18 protein-coding genes are annotated in these 18,049 nt (G+C 62.8%); all 18 read right to left on the reverse strand.

Annotation, left to right across the window (positions count from 1 at the left end):
- Window positions 1–12 precede the first annotated feature (12 nt).
- Window positions 13–1,377, reverse strand: coding sequence for a bifunctional UDP-N-acetylglucosamine diphosphorylase/glucosamine-1-phosphate N-acetyltransferase GlmU (glmU, locus tag B7D75_RS28865; protein WP_012078096.1), 1,365 nt, complete (start codon window positions 1,375–1,377; stop codon window positions 13–15).
- Between the two features lie 120 nt (window positions 1,378–1,497).
- Complete coding sequence (locus B7D75_RS28870) at window positions 1,498–1,923, reverse strand: F0F1 ATP synthase subunit epsilon (RefSeq protein WP_003097128.1); 426 nt, start codon at window positions 1,921–1,923, stop codon at window positions 1,498–1,500.
- Window positions 1,924–1,964: 41 nt separating this feature from the next.
- Complete coding sequence (gene atpD, locus B7D75_RS28875) at window positions 1,965–3,341, reverse strand: F0F1 ATP synthase subunit beta (RefSeq protein ID WP_003097130.1); 1,377 nt, start codon at window positions 3,339–3,341, stop codon at window positions 1,965–1,967.
- A 30-nt stretch (window positions 3,342–3,371) separates the two neighbouring features.
- Window positions 3,372–4,232, reverse strand: coding sequence for a F0F1 ATP synthase subunit gamma (gene atpG / locus B7D75_RS28880; RefSeq protein WP_003097132.1), 861 nt, complete (start codon window positions 4,230–4,232; stop codon window positions 3,372–3,374).
- 50 nt (window positions 4,233–4,282) lie between these two features.
- On the reverse strand, window positions 4,283–5,827 hold the full coding sequence (atpA, locus tag B7D75_RS28885) for a F0F1 ATP synthase subunit alpha (protein WP_003097134.1): 1,545 nt from the start codon (window positions 5,825–5,827) through the stop codon (window positions 4,283–4,285).
- An 18-nt stretch (window positions 5,828–5,845) separates the two neighbouring features.
- Entirely contained in the window at window positions 5,846–6,382 is a 537-nt protein-coding gene (locus tag B7D75_RS28890) for a F0F1 ATP synthase subunit delta (RefSeq protein ID WP_003097135.1), read from the reverse strand.
- Window positions 6,383–6,394: 12 nt separating this feature from the next.
- The gene (locus tag B7D75_RS28895) at window positions 6,395–6,865 is read right to left on the reverse strand and encodes a F0F1 ATP synthase subunit B (protein WP_012078097.1); all 471 of its coding nucleotides are present in this window, start codon (window positions 6,863–6,865) and stop codon (window positions 6,395–6,397) included.
- A gap of 57 nt (window positions 6,866–6,922) precedes the next feature.
- Window positions 6,923–7,180, reverse strand: coding sequence for a F0F1 ATP synthase subunit C (atpE, locus tag B7D75_RS28900; protein ID WP_003097235.1), 258 nt, complete (start codon window positions 7,178–7,180; stop codon window positions 6,923–6,925).
- A 49-nt stretch (window positions 7,181–7,229) separates the two neighbouring features.
- On the reverse strand, window positions 7,230–8,099 hold the full coding sequence (atpB, locus tag B7D75_RS28905; RefSeq protein ID WP_003100237.1) for a F0F1 ATP synthase subunit A: 870 nt from the start codon (window positions 8,097–8,099) through the stop codon (window positions 7,230–7,232).
- Between the two features lie 16 nt (window positions 8,100–8,115).
- Window positions 8,116–8,496 (reverse strand): F0F1 ATP synthase subunit I, encoded by a 381-nt coding sequence (locus B7D75_RS28910; RefSeq protein ID WP_012078098.1) that lies wholly within the window; start codon window positions 8,494–8,496, stop codon window positions 8,116–8,118.
- A 163-nt stretch (window positions 8,497–8,659) separates the two neighbouring features.
- Window positions 8,660–9,532 (reverse strand): ParB/RepB/Spo0J family partition protein, encoded by an 873-nt coding sequence (locus B7D75_RS28915; protein WP_012078099.1) that lies wholly within the window; start codon window positions 9,530–9,532, stop codon window positions 8,660–8,662.
- A 9-nt stretch (window positions 9,533–9,541) separates the two neighbouring features.
- Window positions 9,542–10,330, reverse strand: coding sequence for a chromosome partitioning protein Soj (gene soj / locus B7D75_RS28920; RefSeq protein WP_003151614.1), 789 nt, complete (start codon window positions 10,328–10,330; stop codon window positions 9,542–9,544).
- 19 nt (window positions 10,331–10,349) lie between these two features.
- Window positions 10,350–10,994: a 16S rRNA (guanine(527)-N(7))-methyltransferase RsmG gene (rsmG, locus tag B7D75_RS28925; protein ID WP_053814868.1), complete on the reverse strand. Its 645-nt coding sequence runs from the start codon at window positions 10,992–10,994 to the stop codon at window positions 10,350–10,352.
- Complete coding sequence (gene mnmG / locus B7D75_RS28930) at window positions 10,994–12,886, reverse strand: tRNA uridine-5-carboxymethylaminomethyl(34) synthesis enzyme MnmG (protein WP_107114645.1); 1,893 nt, start codon at window positions 12,884–12,886, stop codon at window positions 10,994–10,996. The genes rsmG and mnmG overlap by 1 nt, the downstream gene beginning before the upstream one ends.
- Before the next feature lie 1,149 nt (window positions 12,887–14,035).
- A complete protein-coding gene (gene mnmE, locus B7D75_RS28940; protein ID WP_107114646.1) occupies window positions 14,036–15,403 on the reverse strand; it encodes a tRNA uridine-5-carboxymethylaminomethyl(34) synthesis GTPase MnmE in 1,368 nt (455 codons plus the stop codon).
- A gap of 69 nt (window positions 15,404–15,472) precedes the next feature.
- Window positions 15,473–17,209, reverse strand: coding sequence for a membrane protein insertase YidC (yidC, locus tag B7D75_RS28945; protein WP_003151622.1), 1,737 nt, complete (start codon window positions 17,207–17,209; stop codon window positions 15,473–15,475).
- A 240-nt stretch (window positions 17,210–17,449) separates the two neighbouring features.
- Entirely contained in the window at window positions 17,450–17,857 is a 408-nt protein-coding gene (rnpA, locus tag B7D75_RS28950; protein ID WP_003151623.1) for a ribonuclease P protein component, read from the reverse strand.
- Window positions 17,858–17,871: 14 nt separating this feature from the next.
- A complete protein-coding gene (gene rpmH, locus B7D75_RS28955) occupies window positions 17,872–18,006 on the reverse strand; it encodes a 50S ribosomal protein L34 (protein WP_003100258.1) in 135 nt (44 codons plus the stop codon).
- Between the last annotated feature and the right edge of the window lie 43 nt (window positions 18,007–18,049).

Raw genomic sequence — 18,049 nt, forward strand, 5'->3', positions numbered from 1 at the left:
CCTGCCGTTGCGTTACTTCCTGATCTTTTCCGGGCGTTTCCAGTTTTCCAGGTTCTTCTGCCGGGCGCGGCCGAAGGCCAGGTTCTTCGCCGGAACCTCATGGGTGATGGTGGAGCCGGCCGCGGTGGTCGCGCCATCGCCGATCTTCAACGGCGCCACCAGCGAGTTGTTCGAGCCGATGAACACATCGTCGCCCAGCTCGGTGCGGAACTTGTTCGCGCCATCGTAGTTGCAGGTGATGGTGCCGGCGCCGATGTTGCAGTTGGCGCCCAACTCGGCATCGCCCAGGTAGCTCAGGTGGCCGGCCTTGCTGCCCTCGCCCAGGCGGGCATTCTTCAGTTCGACGAAGTTGCCGACATGGGCCCGCGCGCCGAGCACGCTGCCCGGACGCAGGCGGGCGAACGGACCGGCATCGCTGCCCTCGCCCAGCTCCGCGCCTTCCAGGTGGCTGTTGGCCTTGATCACCGCGCCACGCCGCAGGACGCTGTCGCGAATCACGCAGTTCGGCCCGATGCGTACGTCGTCCTCGATCACCACGCGGCCCTCGAGCACCACGTTGACGTCGATCAGCACGTCGCGGCCCACCGAGACCTCGCCACGCACGTCCAGGCGCTGCGGATCGAGCAGGGTGACGCCCTGGCGCATCAGCTCCTCCGCGCGCAGGCGCTGGTAGTGACGCTCCAGCTGGGCCTGTTGCATGCGGTCATTGACGCCCTGCACTTCCATCGCGTCCAGCGGCTGGGCGCTGGCCACCACCAGGCCGTCGCCGACCGCCATGGCGATCACGTCGGTCAGGTAGTACTCGCCCTGGGCGTTGTCGTTGGACAGGCGGCCGAGCCAGTCGGCAAGACGCTTGCCCGGCACCGCGAGGATGCCGGTGTTGATTTCGCCGATCTGGCGCTGCGCCGGGGTCGCGTCCTTGTGCTCGACGATGGCCTGCACCGCGCCCTGGTCGTCACGGACGATGCGGCCGTAGCCGGTGGGGTCGAGCATGTCGACGGTGAGCAGCGACAGCTGGTCCGGGGTGACTTGCGCCAGCAGGCGCTGCAAGGTGTCCAGCTGGATCAGCGGCACGTCGCCGTAGAGGATCAGCACCTGCTCCGCACTGAGGAACGGCAGGGCCTGGGCCACCGCGTGGCCGGTGCCGAGCTGTTCGGCCTGGAGCACGAAATTCAGGTCGTCGGCGGCCATCCGCTCACGCACCAGATCCGCGCCGTGGCCGATCACCACGTGGATCCGTTCCGGCTGCAACTGGCGCGCGCAGTCGATGACGTGGCCGAGCATCGGCTTGCCGGCGATGGGATGGAGGACCTTGGGCAGGGCCGAACGCATGCGGGTGCCCTGGCCGGCGGCGAGAATCACGATTTCAAGGGACATGGACTGGACTACCGTTCCTGGTGGTCACAGGCAAAACCTGTGAGTGAAGATGCAAAACGAAAAAAGGGTAGCCCACAGGCTACCCTTTTCCCTGACACCGCTAGAAGTACCGGCTGGAAATCAGCCGCCGAACTTCTTGCGCAGTTGCTGGACGGTGCGCAGCTGGGCTGCGGCTTCGGCCAGACGCGCGGCAGCGGCGCTGTAGTCGAACTCGGCACCCTTGCCCTGCAGTGCCTTTTCGGCGGCCTTCAGGGCTTCCTGGGCGGCCGCTTCGTCGAGGTCGCCGGCACGAACCACGGTGTCGGCGAGGACCTTGACCATGTTCGGCTGGACTTCGAGGAAACCGCCGGAGATGTAGTACACCTCCTGCTCGCCGCCCTGCTTGACCAGGCGGATGGGGCCCGGCTTCAGGTCGGTGATCAGCGGCGCGTGACCCGGGGCGATACCCAGGTCACCCAGAGCGCCGTGCGCGATAACCATCTCGACCAGGCCGGAGAAGATCTCCGCCTCGGCGCTGACGATGTCGCAATGGACTGTTATGGCCATACGCTTGCCTCACATGAGCGCCCGTCGCCGGGCGCACAGGATTACAGTTTTTTGGCTTTCTCGACCGCTTCTTCGATACCGCCGACCATGTAGAACGCCTGCTCCGGCAGGTGATCGTAGTCGCCGTTGAGAATGCCCTTGAAGCCAGCGATGGTGTCCTTCAGGGAAACGTACTTGCCCGGCGAGCCGGTGAAGACTTCCGCTACGAAGAACGGCTGGGACAGGAAGCGCTGGATCTTACGAGCGCGCGCCACCAGCAGCTTGTCGGCTTCGGACAGTTCGTCCATGCCCAGGATCGCGATGATGTCCTTCAGCTCCTTGTAGCGCTGCAGAACATACTGGACGCCGCGAGCGGTGTCGTAGTGATCCTGGCCGATCACCAGCGGGTCGAGCTGGCGGGAGGTGGAGTCCAGCGGGTCGACCGCGGGGTAGATACCCAGCGAGGCGATGTCACGGGACAGTACGACGGTCGCATCCAGGTGGGCGAAGGTGGTCGCCGGGGACGGGTCGGTCAGGTCGTCCGCGGGAACGTATACGGCCTGGATCGAGGTGATCGAGCCTTTCTTGGTGGAGGTGATGCGCTCCTGCAGGACGCCCATCTCCTCGGCCAGGGTCGGCTGGTAACCCACCGCGGACGGCATACGGCCCAGCAGTGCGGACACTTCGGTACCGGCGAGGGTGTAACGGTAGATGTTGTCGATGAACAACAGAACGTCACGGCCTTCGTCACGGAACTTCTCGGCCATGGTCAGGCCGGTCAGTGCCACGCGCAGACGGTTGCCCGGCGGCTCGTTCATCTGACCGTATACCAGGGCTACCTTGTCCAGTACGTTGGAATCCTTCATCTCGTGGTAGAAGTCGTTACCCTCACGAGTACGCTCGCCCACACCCGCGAACACGGAATAACCGCTGTGCTCGATGGCGATGTTACGGATCAGTTCCATCATGTTGACGGTCTTGCCCACGCCGGCGCCGCCGAACAGGCCTACCTTGCCGCCCTTGGCGAACGGGCAGACCAGGTCGATCACCTTGATGCCGGTCTCCAGCAGCTCGTTGCCGCCAGCCTGGTCGGCATAGGACGGAGCTTCGCGGTGGATGCCCCAGCGCTCTTCTTCGCCGATGGGACCGGCTTCGTCGATCGGGTTGCCCAGTACGTCCATGATCCGGCCCAGGGTCGCCTTACCGACCGGCACGGAGATGGCGGCACCAGTGCTGTCCACGTTCAGGCCACGCTTGAGGCCTTCGGTGGAACCCATCGCAATGGAACGAACCACGCCGTCGCCCAGCTGCTGCTGGACTTCCAGGGTGGTTTCGACGCCCTGAACCTTCAGGGCTTCATAGATGCTCGGCACGGCATCGCGCGGGAATTCCACGTCGATCACGGCGCCGATGATTTGAACGATACGTCCGCTACTCATGTCTGGTTCCTCTGAATTTTGAACCTGTTCTTACACCGCGGCAGCGCCGCCGACGATTTCCGAGATTTCCTGGGTGATCGCCGCCTGACGCGCCTTGTTGTAGATCAGCTGCAAATCGCTGATCAGCTCGCCGGCGTTGTCGGTAGCGTTCTTCATTGCAATCATCCGGGCCGCCTGCTCACAGGCGTTGTTCTCAACCACGGCCTGGTACACCTGGGATTCCACGTAACGCACCAGCAGCCCGTCGAGGAGCGACTTGGCGTCGGGTTCGTAGAGATAGTCCCAGTGGTGCTTCAGCTCCTGATCGTCATCGGCCACCAGCGGAATCAGCTGTTCCACGGTCGGCTTCTGAGTCATGGTGTTGACGAACTTGTTGGAGACCACGAACAGGCGATCGATACGGCCTTCGAGGTATGCGTCGAGCATCACCTTGACACTGCCGATCAGGTCGTTGATCGAAGGCTCTTCGCCGAGGTGGCTGATAGCCGCCACCACGTTGCCGCCGAAACTGCGGAAGAACGAAGCGCCCTTGCTACCGATCACGCAAAGGTCGATTTCCGCCCCTTGCTCACGGTAGCCGCTCATGTCCTTGACGAGGGACTTGAACAGGTTGATGTTCAGACCGCCGCACAGACCACGATCACTGCTCACCACGATGTAGCCGACGCGCTTGACTTCACGCTCGACCATGAACGGGTGGCGGTATTCCGGGTTGGCGTTGGCCAGATGGCCGATCACCTGGCGAATACGCTCCGCGTAGGGACGGCCGGCCGCCATGCGCATTTGTGCCTTGCGCATCTTGCTCACCGCCACTTTTTCCATGGCATTGGTGATCTTTTGCGTGCTTTTGATGCTCGCAATCTTGCTGCGAATCTCTTTTGCGCCTGCCATTTGACACCTATCGGGTTAGCAGGCGGGAGCCTCGCGGCTCCCGCTGCGGCTTACCAGGTTTGGGTGGCCTTGAACTTCTCGATGCCGGCCTTGATGCCCGCGTCGATTTCGTCGTTGAAGTCACCTTTCTCGTTGATCTTCGCCAGCAGAGCGGCGTGCTCGCGCTGGAAGTAAGAGATCAACGCCTGCTCGAAGCTACCGACCTTGGCGATTTCGACGTCCTGCAGGAAGCCACGCTCGGCGGCGTACAGGGACAGCGACATCTCGGCGATCGACATCGGCGCGTACTGCTTCTGCTTCATCAGCTCGGTAACGCGCTGACCATGCTCCAGCTGCTTGCGGGTCGCTTCGTCCAGGTCCGAGGCGAACTGGGCGAAGGCCGCCAGTTCACGGTACTGGGCCAGAGCGGTACGGATGCCGCCGGACAGCTTCTTGATGATCTTGGTCTGGGCCGCGCCACCTACACGGGATACCGAGATACCGGCGTTGACGGCCGGACGGATACCCGAGTTGAACATGGCGGATTCCAGGAAGATCTGGCCGTCGGTGATCGAGATCACGTTGGTCGGAACGAACGCGGAAACGTCGCCGGCCTGGGTCTCGATGATCGGCAGCGCGGTCAGCGAGCCGGTCTTGCCGGTCACGGCGCCGTTGGTGAACTTCTCGACATACTCTTCGGAAACGCGGGAAGCGCGCTCCAGCAGACGGCTGTGGAGATAGAACACGTCGCCCGGGTAGGCTTCGCGGCCCGGCGGACGGCGCAGCAGCAGGGAGATCTGGCGATAGGCCACGGCCTGCTTGGACAGGTCGTCGTAGACGATCAGGGCGTCTTCACCGCGATCGCGGAAGTATTCGCCCATGGTGCAACCGGAGTACGGCGCCAGGTATTGCAGGGCGGCGGACTCGGAAGCGCTGGCGGCGACCACGATGGTGTTGGCCAGGGCGCCGTTCTCTTCCAGCTTGCGTACGACGTTGGCGATAGTGGACTGCTTCTGGCCGATGGCCACGTAGACGCACTTAATGCCGCTGTCTTTCTGGTTGATGATGGCGTCGACCGCGAGGGCGGTCTTGCCGATCTGGCGGTCGCCGATGATCAGCTCGCGCTGGCCACGGCCTACCGGGATCATGGCGTCGACCGACTTGTAGCCGGTCTGTACCGGCTGGTCTACCGACTTACGCCAGATCACGCCCGGAGCGACTTTCTCGACCGCGTCGGTGGCCTTGGCGTCGATCGGACCCTTGCCGTCGATCGGATTGCCCAGCGCGTCGACCACGCGACCCAGCAGTTCCGGACCGACCGGAACCTCCAGGATGCGGCCGGTGCACTTGGCGTTCATGCCTTCGGCGAGACCCTGGTATTCACCCAGGACCACGGCACCCACGGAATCCTGCTCCAGGTTCAGCGCCATACCGTAGACGCCGCCCGGGAACTCGATCATCTCGCCGTACATGACGTCGGCCAGACCGTAGATGCGCACGATACCGTCGGACACGCTGACGATGGTGCCTTCGTTTCGTGCTTGGGAGGCGACGTCGAGTTTCTCGATGCGCCCCTTGATGATTTCACTAATTTCGGAAGGATTGAGTTGCTGCATGCCGCTGCCCCTTCAAACTCAAGATTTCAACGCTTCGGCCAGTTTCGCGAGCTTGCCGCGCACCGAGCCATCGATTACCAAGTCACCGGCGCGAATGATCACGCCGCCGATCAGGCTCGCGTCTTCCGACGCATGTAGCCGCACTTCGCGACTGAGCCGGGCGCTGAGAGCCTTGGCGAGTTTGTCCTGCTGTTCTTTGCTCAAGGTGAAGGCACTGGTGACTTCTACCTCGACCGACTTTTCCTGCTCGGCCTTCAACTGCTCGTACATCTCAGCGATGGTCGGCAGCAGTTCGAGCCGCTTGTTCTCAGCCACAGTCCGGACGAAGTTCTGGGCTGGTGCATTCAGCTTGTCGCCGCACACATCGATCAGGCTCTGAGCCTTGGCCGAAGAGGTCAGCTGAGGCTCTTTGAGCAGCTGGCGCACGGTGTCGTCCTGCGACACTGCGGCCAGCACACCCAGCGCAGCCGACCAATCGGCCAGTTGCTGATGAGCCTGGGCGTACTCGAAAGCCGCCTTTGCGTAGGGACGAGCCAACGTGGTCAGTTCTGCCATAGCGCCCTCGCTTTAGATCTCGGCTGCCAGTTTGGAAACCAGCTGCTCGTGCGCGTTTGCGTCGATCGAAGCACCCAGGATCTTCTCGGCGCCGGTGACGGCCAGGGTACCCACTTGGGCACGCAGGGCGTCCTTGACGCTGTTCAGTTCCTGTTCGATTTCCGCTTGGGCCTGAGCCTTCAGGCGTTCGCCTTCGGCACGGGCCTGGTCGCGGGCTTCATCGACGATCTGGTTAGCGCGTTTCTTCGCCTGCTCGACGATTTCGGCTGCCTGAGCCTTGGCTTCGCGCAGTTGCTGGCCCGCTTTCTCATGAGCCAGCTCCAGATCACGAGCCGCGCGGTTGGCAGCGTCCAGGCCGTCAGCGATCTTCTTCTGACGCTCTTGCAGAGCCGCGATGACCGGAGGCCACACGAACTTCATGCAGAACAGCACAAAGATGAAGAACGCAACGGACTGGCCAATCAGGGTTGCATTAATGTTCACGCCAACACCTCGCTCGTTCGTTGTCCGTCAAACACTCAAATCGGAAGATTCGAGTGATCAGCCGGCGATTTGACCAACGAAGGGATTCGCGAAGGTGAAGAACAGGGCGATACCCACACCGATCATGGTCACGGCGTCGAGCAGACCGGCGACGATGAACATTTTCACCTGCAGCATCGGAACCATTTCAGGCTGACGAGCTGCGCCTTCCAGGAACTTGCCACCCAGCAGACCGAAACCGATGGCGGTACCCAGGGCACCCAGGCCAATCAGCAGAGCAACGGCGATAGCAGTCAGTCCAACTACAGTTTCCATTTTTCCTCCCGACTTTTTGTCGTGTTGGTTAAAGGTTGAAGCGAATCGATTAATGGTTGTCTTCGTGCGCCATCGACAGGTAGACGATGGTCAGCATCATGAAGATGAAGGCCTGCAGGGTGATGATCAGGATGTGGAACACAGCCCACGCCCAGTTCAGGGCTACGCCCAGGGCACTCAGCAGGAACATTCCGCTACCGAACATGACGGCGATCAGAATGAAGATCAGTTCGCCGGCATACATGTTGCCGAACAGACGCAGCGCCAGCGAAACCGGCTTGGCGATCAGGGTCACGAACTCGAGCAGGAAGTTCACCGGGATCAGCAGGATCTGAACGACGATGTTCTTGCTGCTGAAGGGGTGCAGGGTCAGTTCACCGAGGAAGCCGCCGATGCCCTTGACCTTGATGCTGTAGAAGACGATCAGGGCGAACACCGAGATCGACAGGCCCAGGGTGGCGTTCGGGTCGGTGGTGGCCACCGCGCGGAAGAACAGGTGCTCGTCGCCGGTGATCTTCGCGGCCAGCATCGGCAGGTAGTCCACCGGTACCAGGTCGATCAGGTTGAGCAGGAAGATCCAGACGAACACGGTCAGGGCCAGGGGCGCGATCAACGGGTTGCGCCCGTGGAAGGTGTCCTTGACGCTGGTGTCGACGAACTCGACCATCACCTCGACGAAGTTCTGCAGTCCACCCGGCTGGCCGCTGGTGGCCTTCTTGGCCGCCAGGCGGAAGATGAACAGGAACACCACGCCGAGCAGTACCGACCAGCCCAGGGTGTCTACGTGGAATGCCCAGAAGCCCATTTCCTTGGCTTGCTCGGCGGTGTGGGCGAACCCCCAATCACCATTTGGCAGACGCCCGAAGGTCAGGTTCTGCAAGTGGTGCTGGATGTAACCCGAAGCGGTTTCTGCTGCCATGTTTGCCTCAATCGCTCTAAGGTCTTGTAAATGTTTTTCCCATCAGCAGGGGTGCGCACCAGCTGACCATCAGGGTCAGCAGATAGACGCCGAACAGGGCCGGCGCCATCAGTGGCTTCACGCCTGCGAACGCCAGTGCGAACAGCACCGCCGTCAGAATCAGTTTCCCGGCCTCGCCCGCATAGAACGAACGAACGATTTCCCGGGCAGCCCGCGCTCCGCTGAAACGGAACGCCTTGTAGGCGAAATAACAATTCGGCAACCAGGCGATCATCCCTCCCAGCAACCCGGAATATCCGGCCACCGGTCCCCAAGACATCCACAGGGAGATCGCAGCAACAAGCACTACAACCAGTTGGACGAGCAGCAATCTGAATGCCGGCAGGCGACTTGGCATGCGGGACTCCATCGCGCTCTCAGTCTTCTGGCGTCGGCACTGCCAAATCAACGACTTGGCATAAAAAGTGCCCACAAAATAGCGCGCAGAGTATAGGGGGGGAGTCCCCCCTGTTCAACTGGCTGGTAGTGATTTCCGACTACCCGCTACAACCCAAAGTGTGTCAGCGGATGTGGGCGAGGACGCCCTGCAATTCATCCAGGGAACTGTAGCGGATGACCAGCTGACCCTTGCCCTTCTGACCATGGCGGATCTGCACCGAAGCGCCCAGGCGCTCGGCCAGGCGCTGTTCCAGGCGGGCGATGTCCGGGTCGCTCTTGACCGGCCCGGCAGGTTTGCCCGGGGCATGCGACCACTGTCGAACCAGGGCCTCGGTCTGACGTACGGTCAGCCCATGTGCGACAACATGTCGCGCCCCTTCCACCTGCCGTTCCACCGGCAGACCGAGCAGCGCTCGGGCATGGCCCATCTCCAGGTCGCCATGGGAAAGCAGGGTCTTGATCTCGTCCGGCAGGCCGATCAGACGCAGCAGGTTGGTGATGGTGGCGCGTGACTTGCCGACCGCTTCCGCGACCTGCTGCTGGGTCAGCTGGAACTCCTGCTGCAGGCGCTGCAGGGCGGCGGCTTCCTCGATCGGGTTGAGGTCCTCGCGCTGGATGTTCTCGATCAGTGCCATGGCGATGGCAGCCTCGTCCGGCACGTCGCGGACCAAGGCCGGGATCTTCTCCAGCCCGGCCTGCTGGCTGGCGCGCCAGCGGCGCTCACCGGCGATGATCTCGTAGCGGCCGTTGGCGATCGGCCGCACCACGATGGGCTGCATCACGCCCTGGGCCCTGATCGACTGCGCCAGTTCCTCCAGTGCCTGGGGATCCATGTCGCGCCGCGGCTGGTACTTGCCGCGCTGCATCAGGTCGAGAGGGATCTGCTGCAACTCGCGACGATCGGCCTGGACGGCCTCTTCCTGCAGTTTGGCGGGACTCGAGCCGCCCAGCAGGGCATCGAGCCCGCGTCCCAGTCCACGTTTCTTGGCTGCCATGCGGGTTCCTTATGCGGTTGCGGCGCGGCCTTTGGCGCGCTGGCGGCGGACCAGCTCGCCGGCCAGCGCCAGGTAGGCGATGGCGCCGCGGGATTGCTTGTCATAGACCAGCGCGGGCATGCCGAAGCTCGGCGCCTCGGCCAGGCGCACGTTGCGCGGGATGACGGTGGTGTAGAGGGTGTCGCCGAAATGCTCCTGCAATTGCGCGGAGACGTCGTTGGTCAGGCTGATGCGCGGATCGTACATGGTCCGCAGCAGGCCCTCGATCTTCAGCGTCGGGTTGAGCAATTGGCCGATGCGCTGGATGCTGTTCATCAGGTCGGTCAGCCCCTCCAGCGCGTAGTATTCGCACTGCATGGGGATTATCACGCCGTCGGCGGCGGTCAGCGCGTTGACGGTGAGCATCGACAGAGACGGCGGACAGTCGATGAGGATGTAGTCGTAGTTCTCGCGGATCGGCGCCAGCGCGTTGCGCAGACGGTTCTCCTTCATGTCCATTTCCAGCAGCACCACTTCCGCGGCGGTGAGGTCGCGGTTGGCCGGCAGCAACTGGTAGCCGCCGTGCTCGGAAAACTGCATGGCTTCGGCCAGGTTGCATTCACCGGTGAGCACGTCGTAGATGGAGTGCTCCAGGTTGTGCTTGTCGATGCCGCTGCCGGTGGTGGCGTTGCCCTGCGGATCCAGGTCCAGCAGCAGCACGCGACGCTTGGTCGCCACGAGGGAAGCCGCGAGGTTGATACAGGTCGTGGTCTTGCCGACGCCGCCTTTCTGGTTGGCGATCGCGAATACCTTAGCCATGGTTATCCCTGTTCCCCCCTCATGCTGTGCGCCGCAGTATCAGCAGATGCCGCTGACCTTGGCAACCGGGTACCGCCAGCGCATGCCCGGCTTCGACCCGGAAATCCTCCGGGAGTGCCGCCAGCTCTTCGTTCGGATGCACGCCCTTCATCGCCAGCCAGCGGGTTTCCCGGTCGCCGAGGTGACGGGTCCAGTTGGCGAAGTCCTCCAGGCTGCTGAAAGCGCGGGAAACGATGCCATCGAAGGGGCGCTCGGGACGGAAGGCTTCCACCCGGCTGTGCACGACTTCGAGGTTGGCCAGCTTCAGCTCGAGCTTCACCTGGGTTAGGAAGCGGGTCTTCTTTCCGTTGCTGTCGAGCAGGGTCAGGCGCCTTTCCGGGAACAGGATGGCCAGCGGGACGCCGGGCATGCCCCCGCCGCTGCCGACGTCCAGCCAGTTATCCCCGGCCTCGGCGTGAGGCACGATGCTCAGGCTGTCGAGCAGGTGGCGCGAAACCATCTCGTCCGGGTCGCGTACGGCGGTCAGGTTGTAGGCCTTGTTCCATTTGATCAGCAAGGCCAGGTAGGCCAGCAGCTGGTGTTTCTTCTCGGCGTCCAGGGCGACGCCGAGCTCGTCAGCACCACGCGCGAGTTCATCGGCGTGGTGTTGGGTTACCGCAGACATCAAGCGCTCTGCTCCAGTTGGCGGCCAGAGGCACGCTTCTTCAGGTGGATCAACAACAGCGAAATCGCAGCCGGCGTGACGCCAGGGATCCGCGAAGCCTGGCCGAGGGTTTCCGGACGGGCCTGGTTCAGCTTGTTCTGGATTTCCTTCGACAGGCCGGAAATCCCCAGGTAATCGATATCCACAGGCAAGCGAGTGTCTTCGCTGGCGCGCAGCCGGGCGATCTCCTCCTGTTGGCGGTCGATGTAGCCGGCGTACTTGGTGCGGATCTCCACCTGCTCGGCCACCTGCGGGTTATCCACAGCGTCGCCGGTGATTTCCACCAGGCTGGCGTAATCGATCTCCGGGCGGCTCAGCAGGTTGAGCAGGTTGTATTCATGGGTCAATGGCGTACCGAAGCGCTCGGCAATGGCCTCGCCCTGCGGGGTATTCGGACGCACCCAGGTGCTCTTCAGCCGCTGTTCCTCGCGTTCGATGCCTTCGCGCTTGGCTTCGAAGGCAGCCCAGCGTCGGTCGTCGACCAGGCCCAGTTCGCGCCCCTTTTCGGTAAGACGCAGGTCGGCGTTGTCCTCGCGAAGGATCAGGCGGTACTCCGCCCGCGACGTGAACATGCGGTACGGCTCCTGGGTGCCGAGCGTGATCAGGTCGTCCACCAGCACGCCGATGTAGGCCTCGTCGCGACGCGGGCACCAGCTGTCCTTGCCCTGCGCACGCAATGCGGCGTTGGCGCCGGCCAGCAGGCCCTGGGCGCCGGCTTCCTCGTAACCGGTGGTGCCGTTGATCTGGCCGGCGAAGAACAGACCGCCGATGACCTTGGTCTCCAGGCTGTACTTCAGGTCGCGCGGGTCGAAGAAGTCGTATTCGATCGCATAGCCAGGGCGGACGATGTGGGCATTCTCCATGCCGCGGATGGAACGCACGATCTGCAGTTGCACGTCGAACGGCAGGGAGGTCGAGATGCCGTTGGGATACAGCTCGTGGGTGGTCAGGCCTTCGGGCTCGAGGAAGACCTGGTGGCTTTCCTTGTCGGCGAAGCGATGGATCTTGTCCTCGATCGAAGGGCAATAGCGCGGACCGATGCCTTCGATCACGCCGGAGTACATCGGCGAGCGATCGAGATTGGCGGCGATGATCTCGTGGGTCCGCGCGTTGGTGTGAGTGATCCAGCAACTGACCTGCTCGGGATGCTGTTCCTTCGAACCGAGGAAAGACATCACCGGGATCGGCGTGTCGCCCGGCTGCTCGGTCATCACCGAGAAGTCCACGCTACGCCCGTCGATGCGTGGTGGCGTGCCGGTCTTCAGTCGGCCGACCCGCAACGGAAATTCGCGCAGGCGGCGGGCCAGGGCGATCGATGGTGGATCGCCTGCGCGGCCACCGGAGTAATTCTCCAGGCCGATGTGGATAAGTCCGCCGAGGAAGGTGCCGGTAGTCAGGACCACGTTGTCGGCATGGAAGCGCAGGCCCATCTGGGTCACCACGCCGCGTACCTGGTCCTGCTCGACGATCAGGTCGTCGCAGGCCTGCTGGAATATCCACAGGTTCGCCTGGTTTTCCAGGATATGCCGGATCGCCGCCTTATAGAGAACGCGGTCGGCCTGGGCACGCGTGGCGCGTACCGCCGGTCCCTTGCGACTGTTCAGTACACGGAACTGGATGCCGCCCTTGTCGGTGGCTTCGGCCATGGCCCCGCCGAGGGCATCGATTTCCTTGACCAGGTGGCTCTTGCCGATCCCACCGATGGCGGGGTTGCAGCTCATCTGCCCCAGGGTTTCCACATTGTGGGTCAGCAGCAGGGTTTTCACACCCATGCGCGCAGCCGCGAGTGCGGCTTCGGTGCCCGCATGGCCACCGCCGATCACGATTACGTCAAAACGGGTAGGGAAATCCACCACGCACCTCGGCCTGTTCAGAAGCAGGAATTCAGGAAAGCCGGACAGTATAAGGATTTAGCCGTCCTGAATGAAGACTCCTGAACAAAAAATAGCCAACTCTCGCGAGGGGGGCAAAACGGGCGGCGGAGCTTACAAAAAATAAAAGGAAAGGAATGTTTATATCTTTTTAGAGCTTGTGTTTATTACTTAGCTCGCCCATTTCTGTTGATAACTCGCTAAAGCCCATGAAGGACGGGCGTCATGGAGAATGATAAGGCTGTCTCAAACCCATTCGGAGCCCTGTTGATAAGCATTTTTTAGCTGTGGATGGAATGTCCTGTTATCAACATGGAGGGTTATGCACAGAGCTGGAGCGGTTTTATCTACGGGCCTGTCCCGGGGGTTTTCCACAGGTTTCAGGCGAGCGTGAGCGCTGCCTTCGTAGGGCACGAACGGCATGAAAAGGAGAAGGGAATCGCTGGAACGGCTCAGTCGCCGGCCGCATCGAGGGAGAACTCATGCGCTCGAAGCGGCGTCTGGCGGCCAGCACGATGTTCCGCTCCGAGCTTTACCGGCCGGTTGGCGCAGCAGTATCCAGGCATGCAGCCCGACCTCGATGCTTTAGTGCTCCGGGCCGAAGCCTTCACGCTGCGAGGCTTCCCCGGTGCCAGGCGTTACCGGACACAGCGGCTCGCCGGACGGTCATAGCCTGGAGCGGATCGATAGCCTCCGTGCTCGTCGCGATTTACCAACTCGGCGGCCGGAGAGGGCTGTGGAAAAGGCGCAAGGGCTTTTTCCAGGGGGAAACTCCGGATTCTCCTGCGCCGCCTTCCCGATGGCTCGTTGCAGCCCGCCCATGGCGGCAACCGCTAGCGGCCGGTGTCTGGGGCGCGAGAAGTCGTCGATGCGTTCCAGACACTCATGTACGCCACCGAAGCCGTTGCGTCGTTGCAGCCATTGCCGCTGGCCGACTGTGCATGAACCTCGCTCAGTCGGGCATCCAAGCGACGCAGGCAGATGGCTTCCGGAACCGAAGCGGCGCGCCGCAAACCATGCCGGCGGCGTGGAGCCGGGCAAAAGCGACAATGAAAGGGAGAGTACGGAGAACGGATATTTCATCGGGCGATCCTTGCCCGATTTTATCCACAGCCCGGCTTGAGCCGAGCCTCATTTGCCGATACAGAAACTCGAGAAGATCCGTCCCAGCAGATCGTCGGGAGTGAAGGCCCCGGTAATTTCGCCGAGGTGCTGCTGGGCCTGGCGCAGGTCTTCGGCGAGCAGCTCGCCAGCCCCGTTGTGGATAAGTTGCGCATGACCATGTTCCAGTGCATTTCCGGCCAGGCGCAGCGCTTCCAGGTGGCGGCGGCGTGCGCTGAAGCCGCTTTCCGCGGTCTGTTCGAAGCCCATGCAGGCCTTCAGATGCTCGCGCAGCAGATCCAGGCCGGCGTTGGTCCGCGCCGACAGGGTTATGGTGACATGGCCATCGGCGCTTTCCTCGAGACCGATGGCCTCTGTGGACAAATCCGCCTTGTTGCGAATCAGAGTGACTTTGCCCGGTTCCGGGCGCTGGTCGAGGAACTCCGGCCATAGGGAAAAAGGGTCCGCTGCTTCCGGGGCGGTGGCGTCCACCACCAGCAGCACGCGATCGGCTTCGCCGATGGCTTTCAGCGCCCGTTCCACGCCGATCTTTTCCACATGATCCTCGGTATCGCGCAGGCCCGCGGTGTCCACTACATGCAGGGGCATGCCATCGATGTGGATATGTTCACGCAGTACATCCCGGGTGGTGCCGGCGATGTCGGTGACGATGGCCGCCTCGCGACCGGCCAGGGCATTCAGCAGGCTGGACTTGCCGGCGTTCGGTCGGCCGGCGATGACCACGGTCATGCCGTCGCGTAGCAAGGCGCCCTGGGAAGCTTCGCGTCGAACTGTGGATAATTCTGTGCGTACTTTTTCCAGAAGCCCCAGTACATGGCCATCGGCGAGGAAGTCGATTTCCTCCTCGGGGAAGTCGATGGCGGCTTCGACATAGATGCGCAGGGAGATCAGTTGCTCGGTCAGCGCATGCACCCGCCGCGAGAACTCGCCCTGCAAAGATCGCAGGGCGTTGCGCGCGGCTTGCTCCGAGCTGGCTTCGATCAGGTCGGCGATGGCCTCGGCCTGGGCCAGGTCCAGCTTGTCGTTGAGGAAGGCGCGCTCGCTGAATTCGCCCGGCCGCGCCTGGCGGGCGCCCAGTTCAAGACAACGCTGCATCAGCAGGTCGAGCACCACCGGGCCACCGTGGCCCTGCAGTTCGAGCACGTCTTCGCCGGTGAAGGAGTTAGGCCCGGGGAAATACAGCGACAGGCCTTCATCGATCACCTGTCCGCCGCCATCGAGGAACGGGCCGTAGTGTGCGTGCCGGGGCTTCAATTCGCGGCCGCTGACTTCGACGGCGATCCGCCCGGCCAGCGGCCCGGAGACCCGGACGATACCCACGCCACCCCGGCCCTGGGCGGTAGCGATGGCGGCGATGGTTTCGGTAGCGGCTTGCATGTGGATATCTCCGGATAGCAAGACGCCCCACGAGGGGGCGTCTTGTTGTGGACAGTTTCGCGATAGACGTCAGGCGGTCTTCGCGGCTGCCTCGATCTTGCGGGTAATGTACCACTGCTGGGCGATCGACAAGACGTTGTTGACTACCCAGTACAGCACCAGACCGGCAGGGAACCAGAGGAAGAAGAAGGTGAAGATGATCGGCATCAGCTTCATCACCTTGGCCTGCATCGGGTCCGGCGGGGTCGGGTTGAGCATCTGCTGGATGAGCATGGTGCCGCCCATGACGATCGGCAGGATGAAGAACGGATCCTTCACCGACAGGTCGGTGATCCAGCCGAGCCACGGGGCCTGGCGCATCTCCACGCTTTCCAGGAGCACCCAGTAGAGCGAGAGGAAGACCGGCATCTGCACCAGGATCGGCAGGCAGCCGCCCAGCGGATTGATCTTCTCCTTCTTGTACAACTCCATCATCGCCTGGGACATCTTCTGCCGATCGTCGCCATGCTGTTCCTTGATTGCCTGCATCTTCGGCGACACCGCGCGCATGCGCGCCATCGAACGGTAGCTGGCGGCGGACAGCGGGAAGAAGGCCAGTTTGATCAGGACGGTGAGGGCGATGATCGACCAGCCCCAGTTGCCGATCAGGCTGTGGATATGTTGCAGCAGCCAGAAGATCGGCTGGGCGATGAACCACAGGAAACCGTAGTCGACGGTCAGTTCCAGGCCTGGAGAAAGCTCTTTCAGGTGCTTCTGGAGTTTCGGACCGGCATACAGGGTCAGGTCGGTTTCCACCTTGCCGCCCGCCGGCACGCTGAGGGTCGGGCCGGTGAAGCCGACGATGTAGTTGCCCTGGCCATCCTTGCGGGTCATGACCTGGTGCTGTTCGCCCTTGGTCGGGACCCAGGCGGTGACGAAGTAATGTTGCAGCCAGGCGACCCAGCCACCCTGGACGGACTCCTTGAACTGCTCCTTGTCCATGTCCTTGGTGGAGATCTTCTTGTACGGCGAATCCGGGGTCCAGACAGCGGCGCCGAGGTAGGTGGACACCCCGGTGGCGGTGGTCGAGGAAGGATCCGCACTGCCATCGCGCTTGAGCTGGGCGAACAGGTTGCCGCTCCAGGTCTTGCCGCTCTGGTTGTCGATCAGGTAGCTGACGCCGACCTGATAGGCGTTTTCATTGATGCACTCGATCTTCTTCTGGGCCTTTTCCTTGTCCGAGCAATCGGCTTTCAGGCCACGATGGAAGGTGAAGCGCTTGATGTAGTTGACGCCGTCGCGGCTGAAGCTGAGGTCGACCACCAGCTCGTTCTGGCCGTCGGCCAGCTGGTAGCTGCCCTGCGCGCTGTGGAACAGCGGGCGTCCGGCGCTGCTGGCGTCCGGGCCGTCGGCGCCGGTCAGGCCGCTCTGCGCCAGGTAGGTGCGCTCGCGCCCGTTGTCGAACAGCGGGAACGGCACGTCCGGACGATCGAGCCGGCGCGGATACTGGAGCAGGCCGAGCTGGACGATGTCGCCGCCGCGGGGGTCGATGGCCAGGTCGAGGACGTCGGTCTTCACCTGGATCAGCTTGTCGCTGACCGCAACCGGTTTGTCGGCGGCTTCGCTGCCGGCAGCGCCGCTCTGGGCGGTGGGCACGTCACTGCTGGTACCGGCGGCGGACGGAGTGTCCGGCAGGCCTTGCGTGGTGTTCATCGAAGCGCTGGCGGCGGGCAGCTCAGGCTGACCATAGTCCTTGTTCCACTGGAGGACCAGCAGGTAGGACACGACTGCAAGGGCGACGATGAGAATCGAGCGTTGAATGTCCATGGTTACTCGGCCATCGAGAAAGGGCGGGGCTTGAAGGAAACTGACAGTAGCAGATCGCGGCTACGGGAATGCCAGTGATGGAGCCGAGTGGAAGAAACCGCACTCGGGCGACCATCGCGTCGCGGGCCATGCAGGGCGATAGCCTGGAACGCTAGGGAAATACGGCTTGGCCGGGAACGACGGTACCGGGTCATCGAAGGAGGGATGACGCTGCTCGGATCGGGATGCGCGGGCATCGACCTATGCATGAGTACCGTCGGCCACGCCTGGGGCGTCAGCAGGGCTTTCCGTGCGAGGTCGGTTGCGCAACAGGCGTTTCCAGAGCTTGCCGAACTGCTGGTGCAGCTCCGGATTTTCCAGTTCGCCCAGGCCTTTGCGCGCGATCATCACGATATCCCAGCCAGCCAGGGCTTCCTGGTTGTGCCGGAACGATTCGCGAATCAGGCGTTTGAGGCGATTGCGCTGGACGGCGAGCTTGACGTTCTTCTTGCCGATCACCAGGCCGAGGCGGGGGTGATCCAGACCGTTCTCGCGAGCCAGCAGCAGGACGTGCTTGCCGGGGACCTTGCCGGTCGGAGAGTCGAAGACTGCGCTGAATTGCCGGGCTGTCAGTAGACGCTTGTCCCGGTCGAAGTCCCGACTCACCACCCGTACCGGATAAATCAGACGGTCAGACGCTTGCGGCCTTTGGCACGACGACGCGACAGAACCTGACGGCCGTTCTTGGTAGCCATGCGGGCACGGAAGCCGTGTACGCGAGCGCGCTTGAGGGTGCTGGGTTGGAAAGTACGTTTCATGATTCGGTACCTGGGTTGACGACTTGAGGTCGCAATGACCCCG

This window comes from Pseudomonas paraeruginosa (assembly GCF_003025345.2).
Classification (GTDB): domain Bacteria; phylum Pseudomonadota; class Gammaproteobacteria; order Pseudomonadales; family Pseudomonadaceae; genus Pseudomonas; species Pseudomonas paraeruginosa.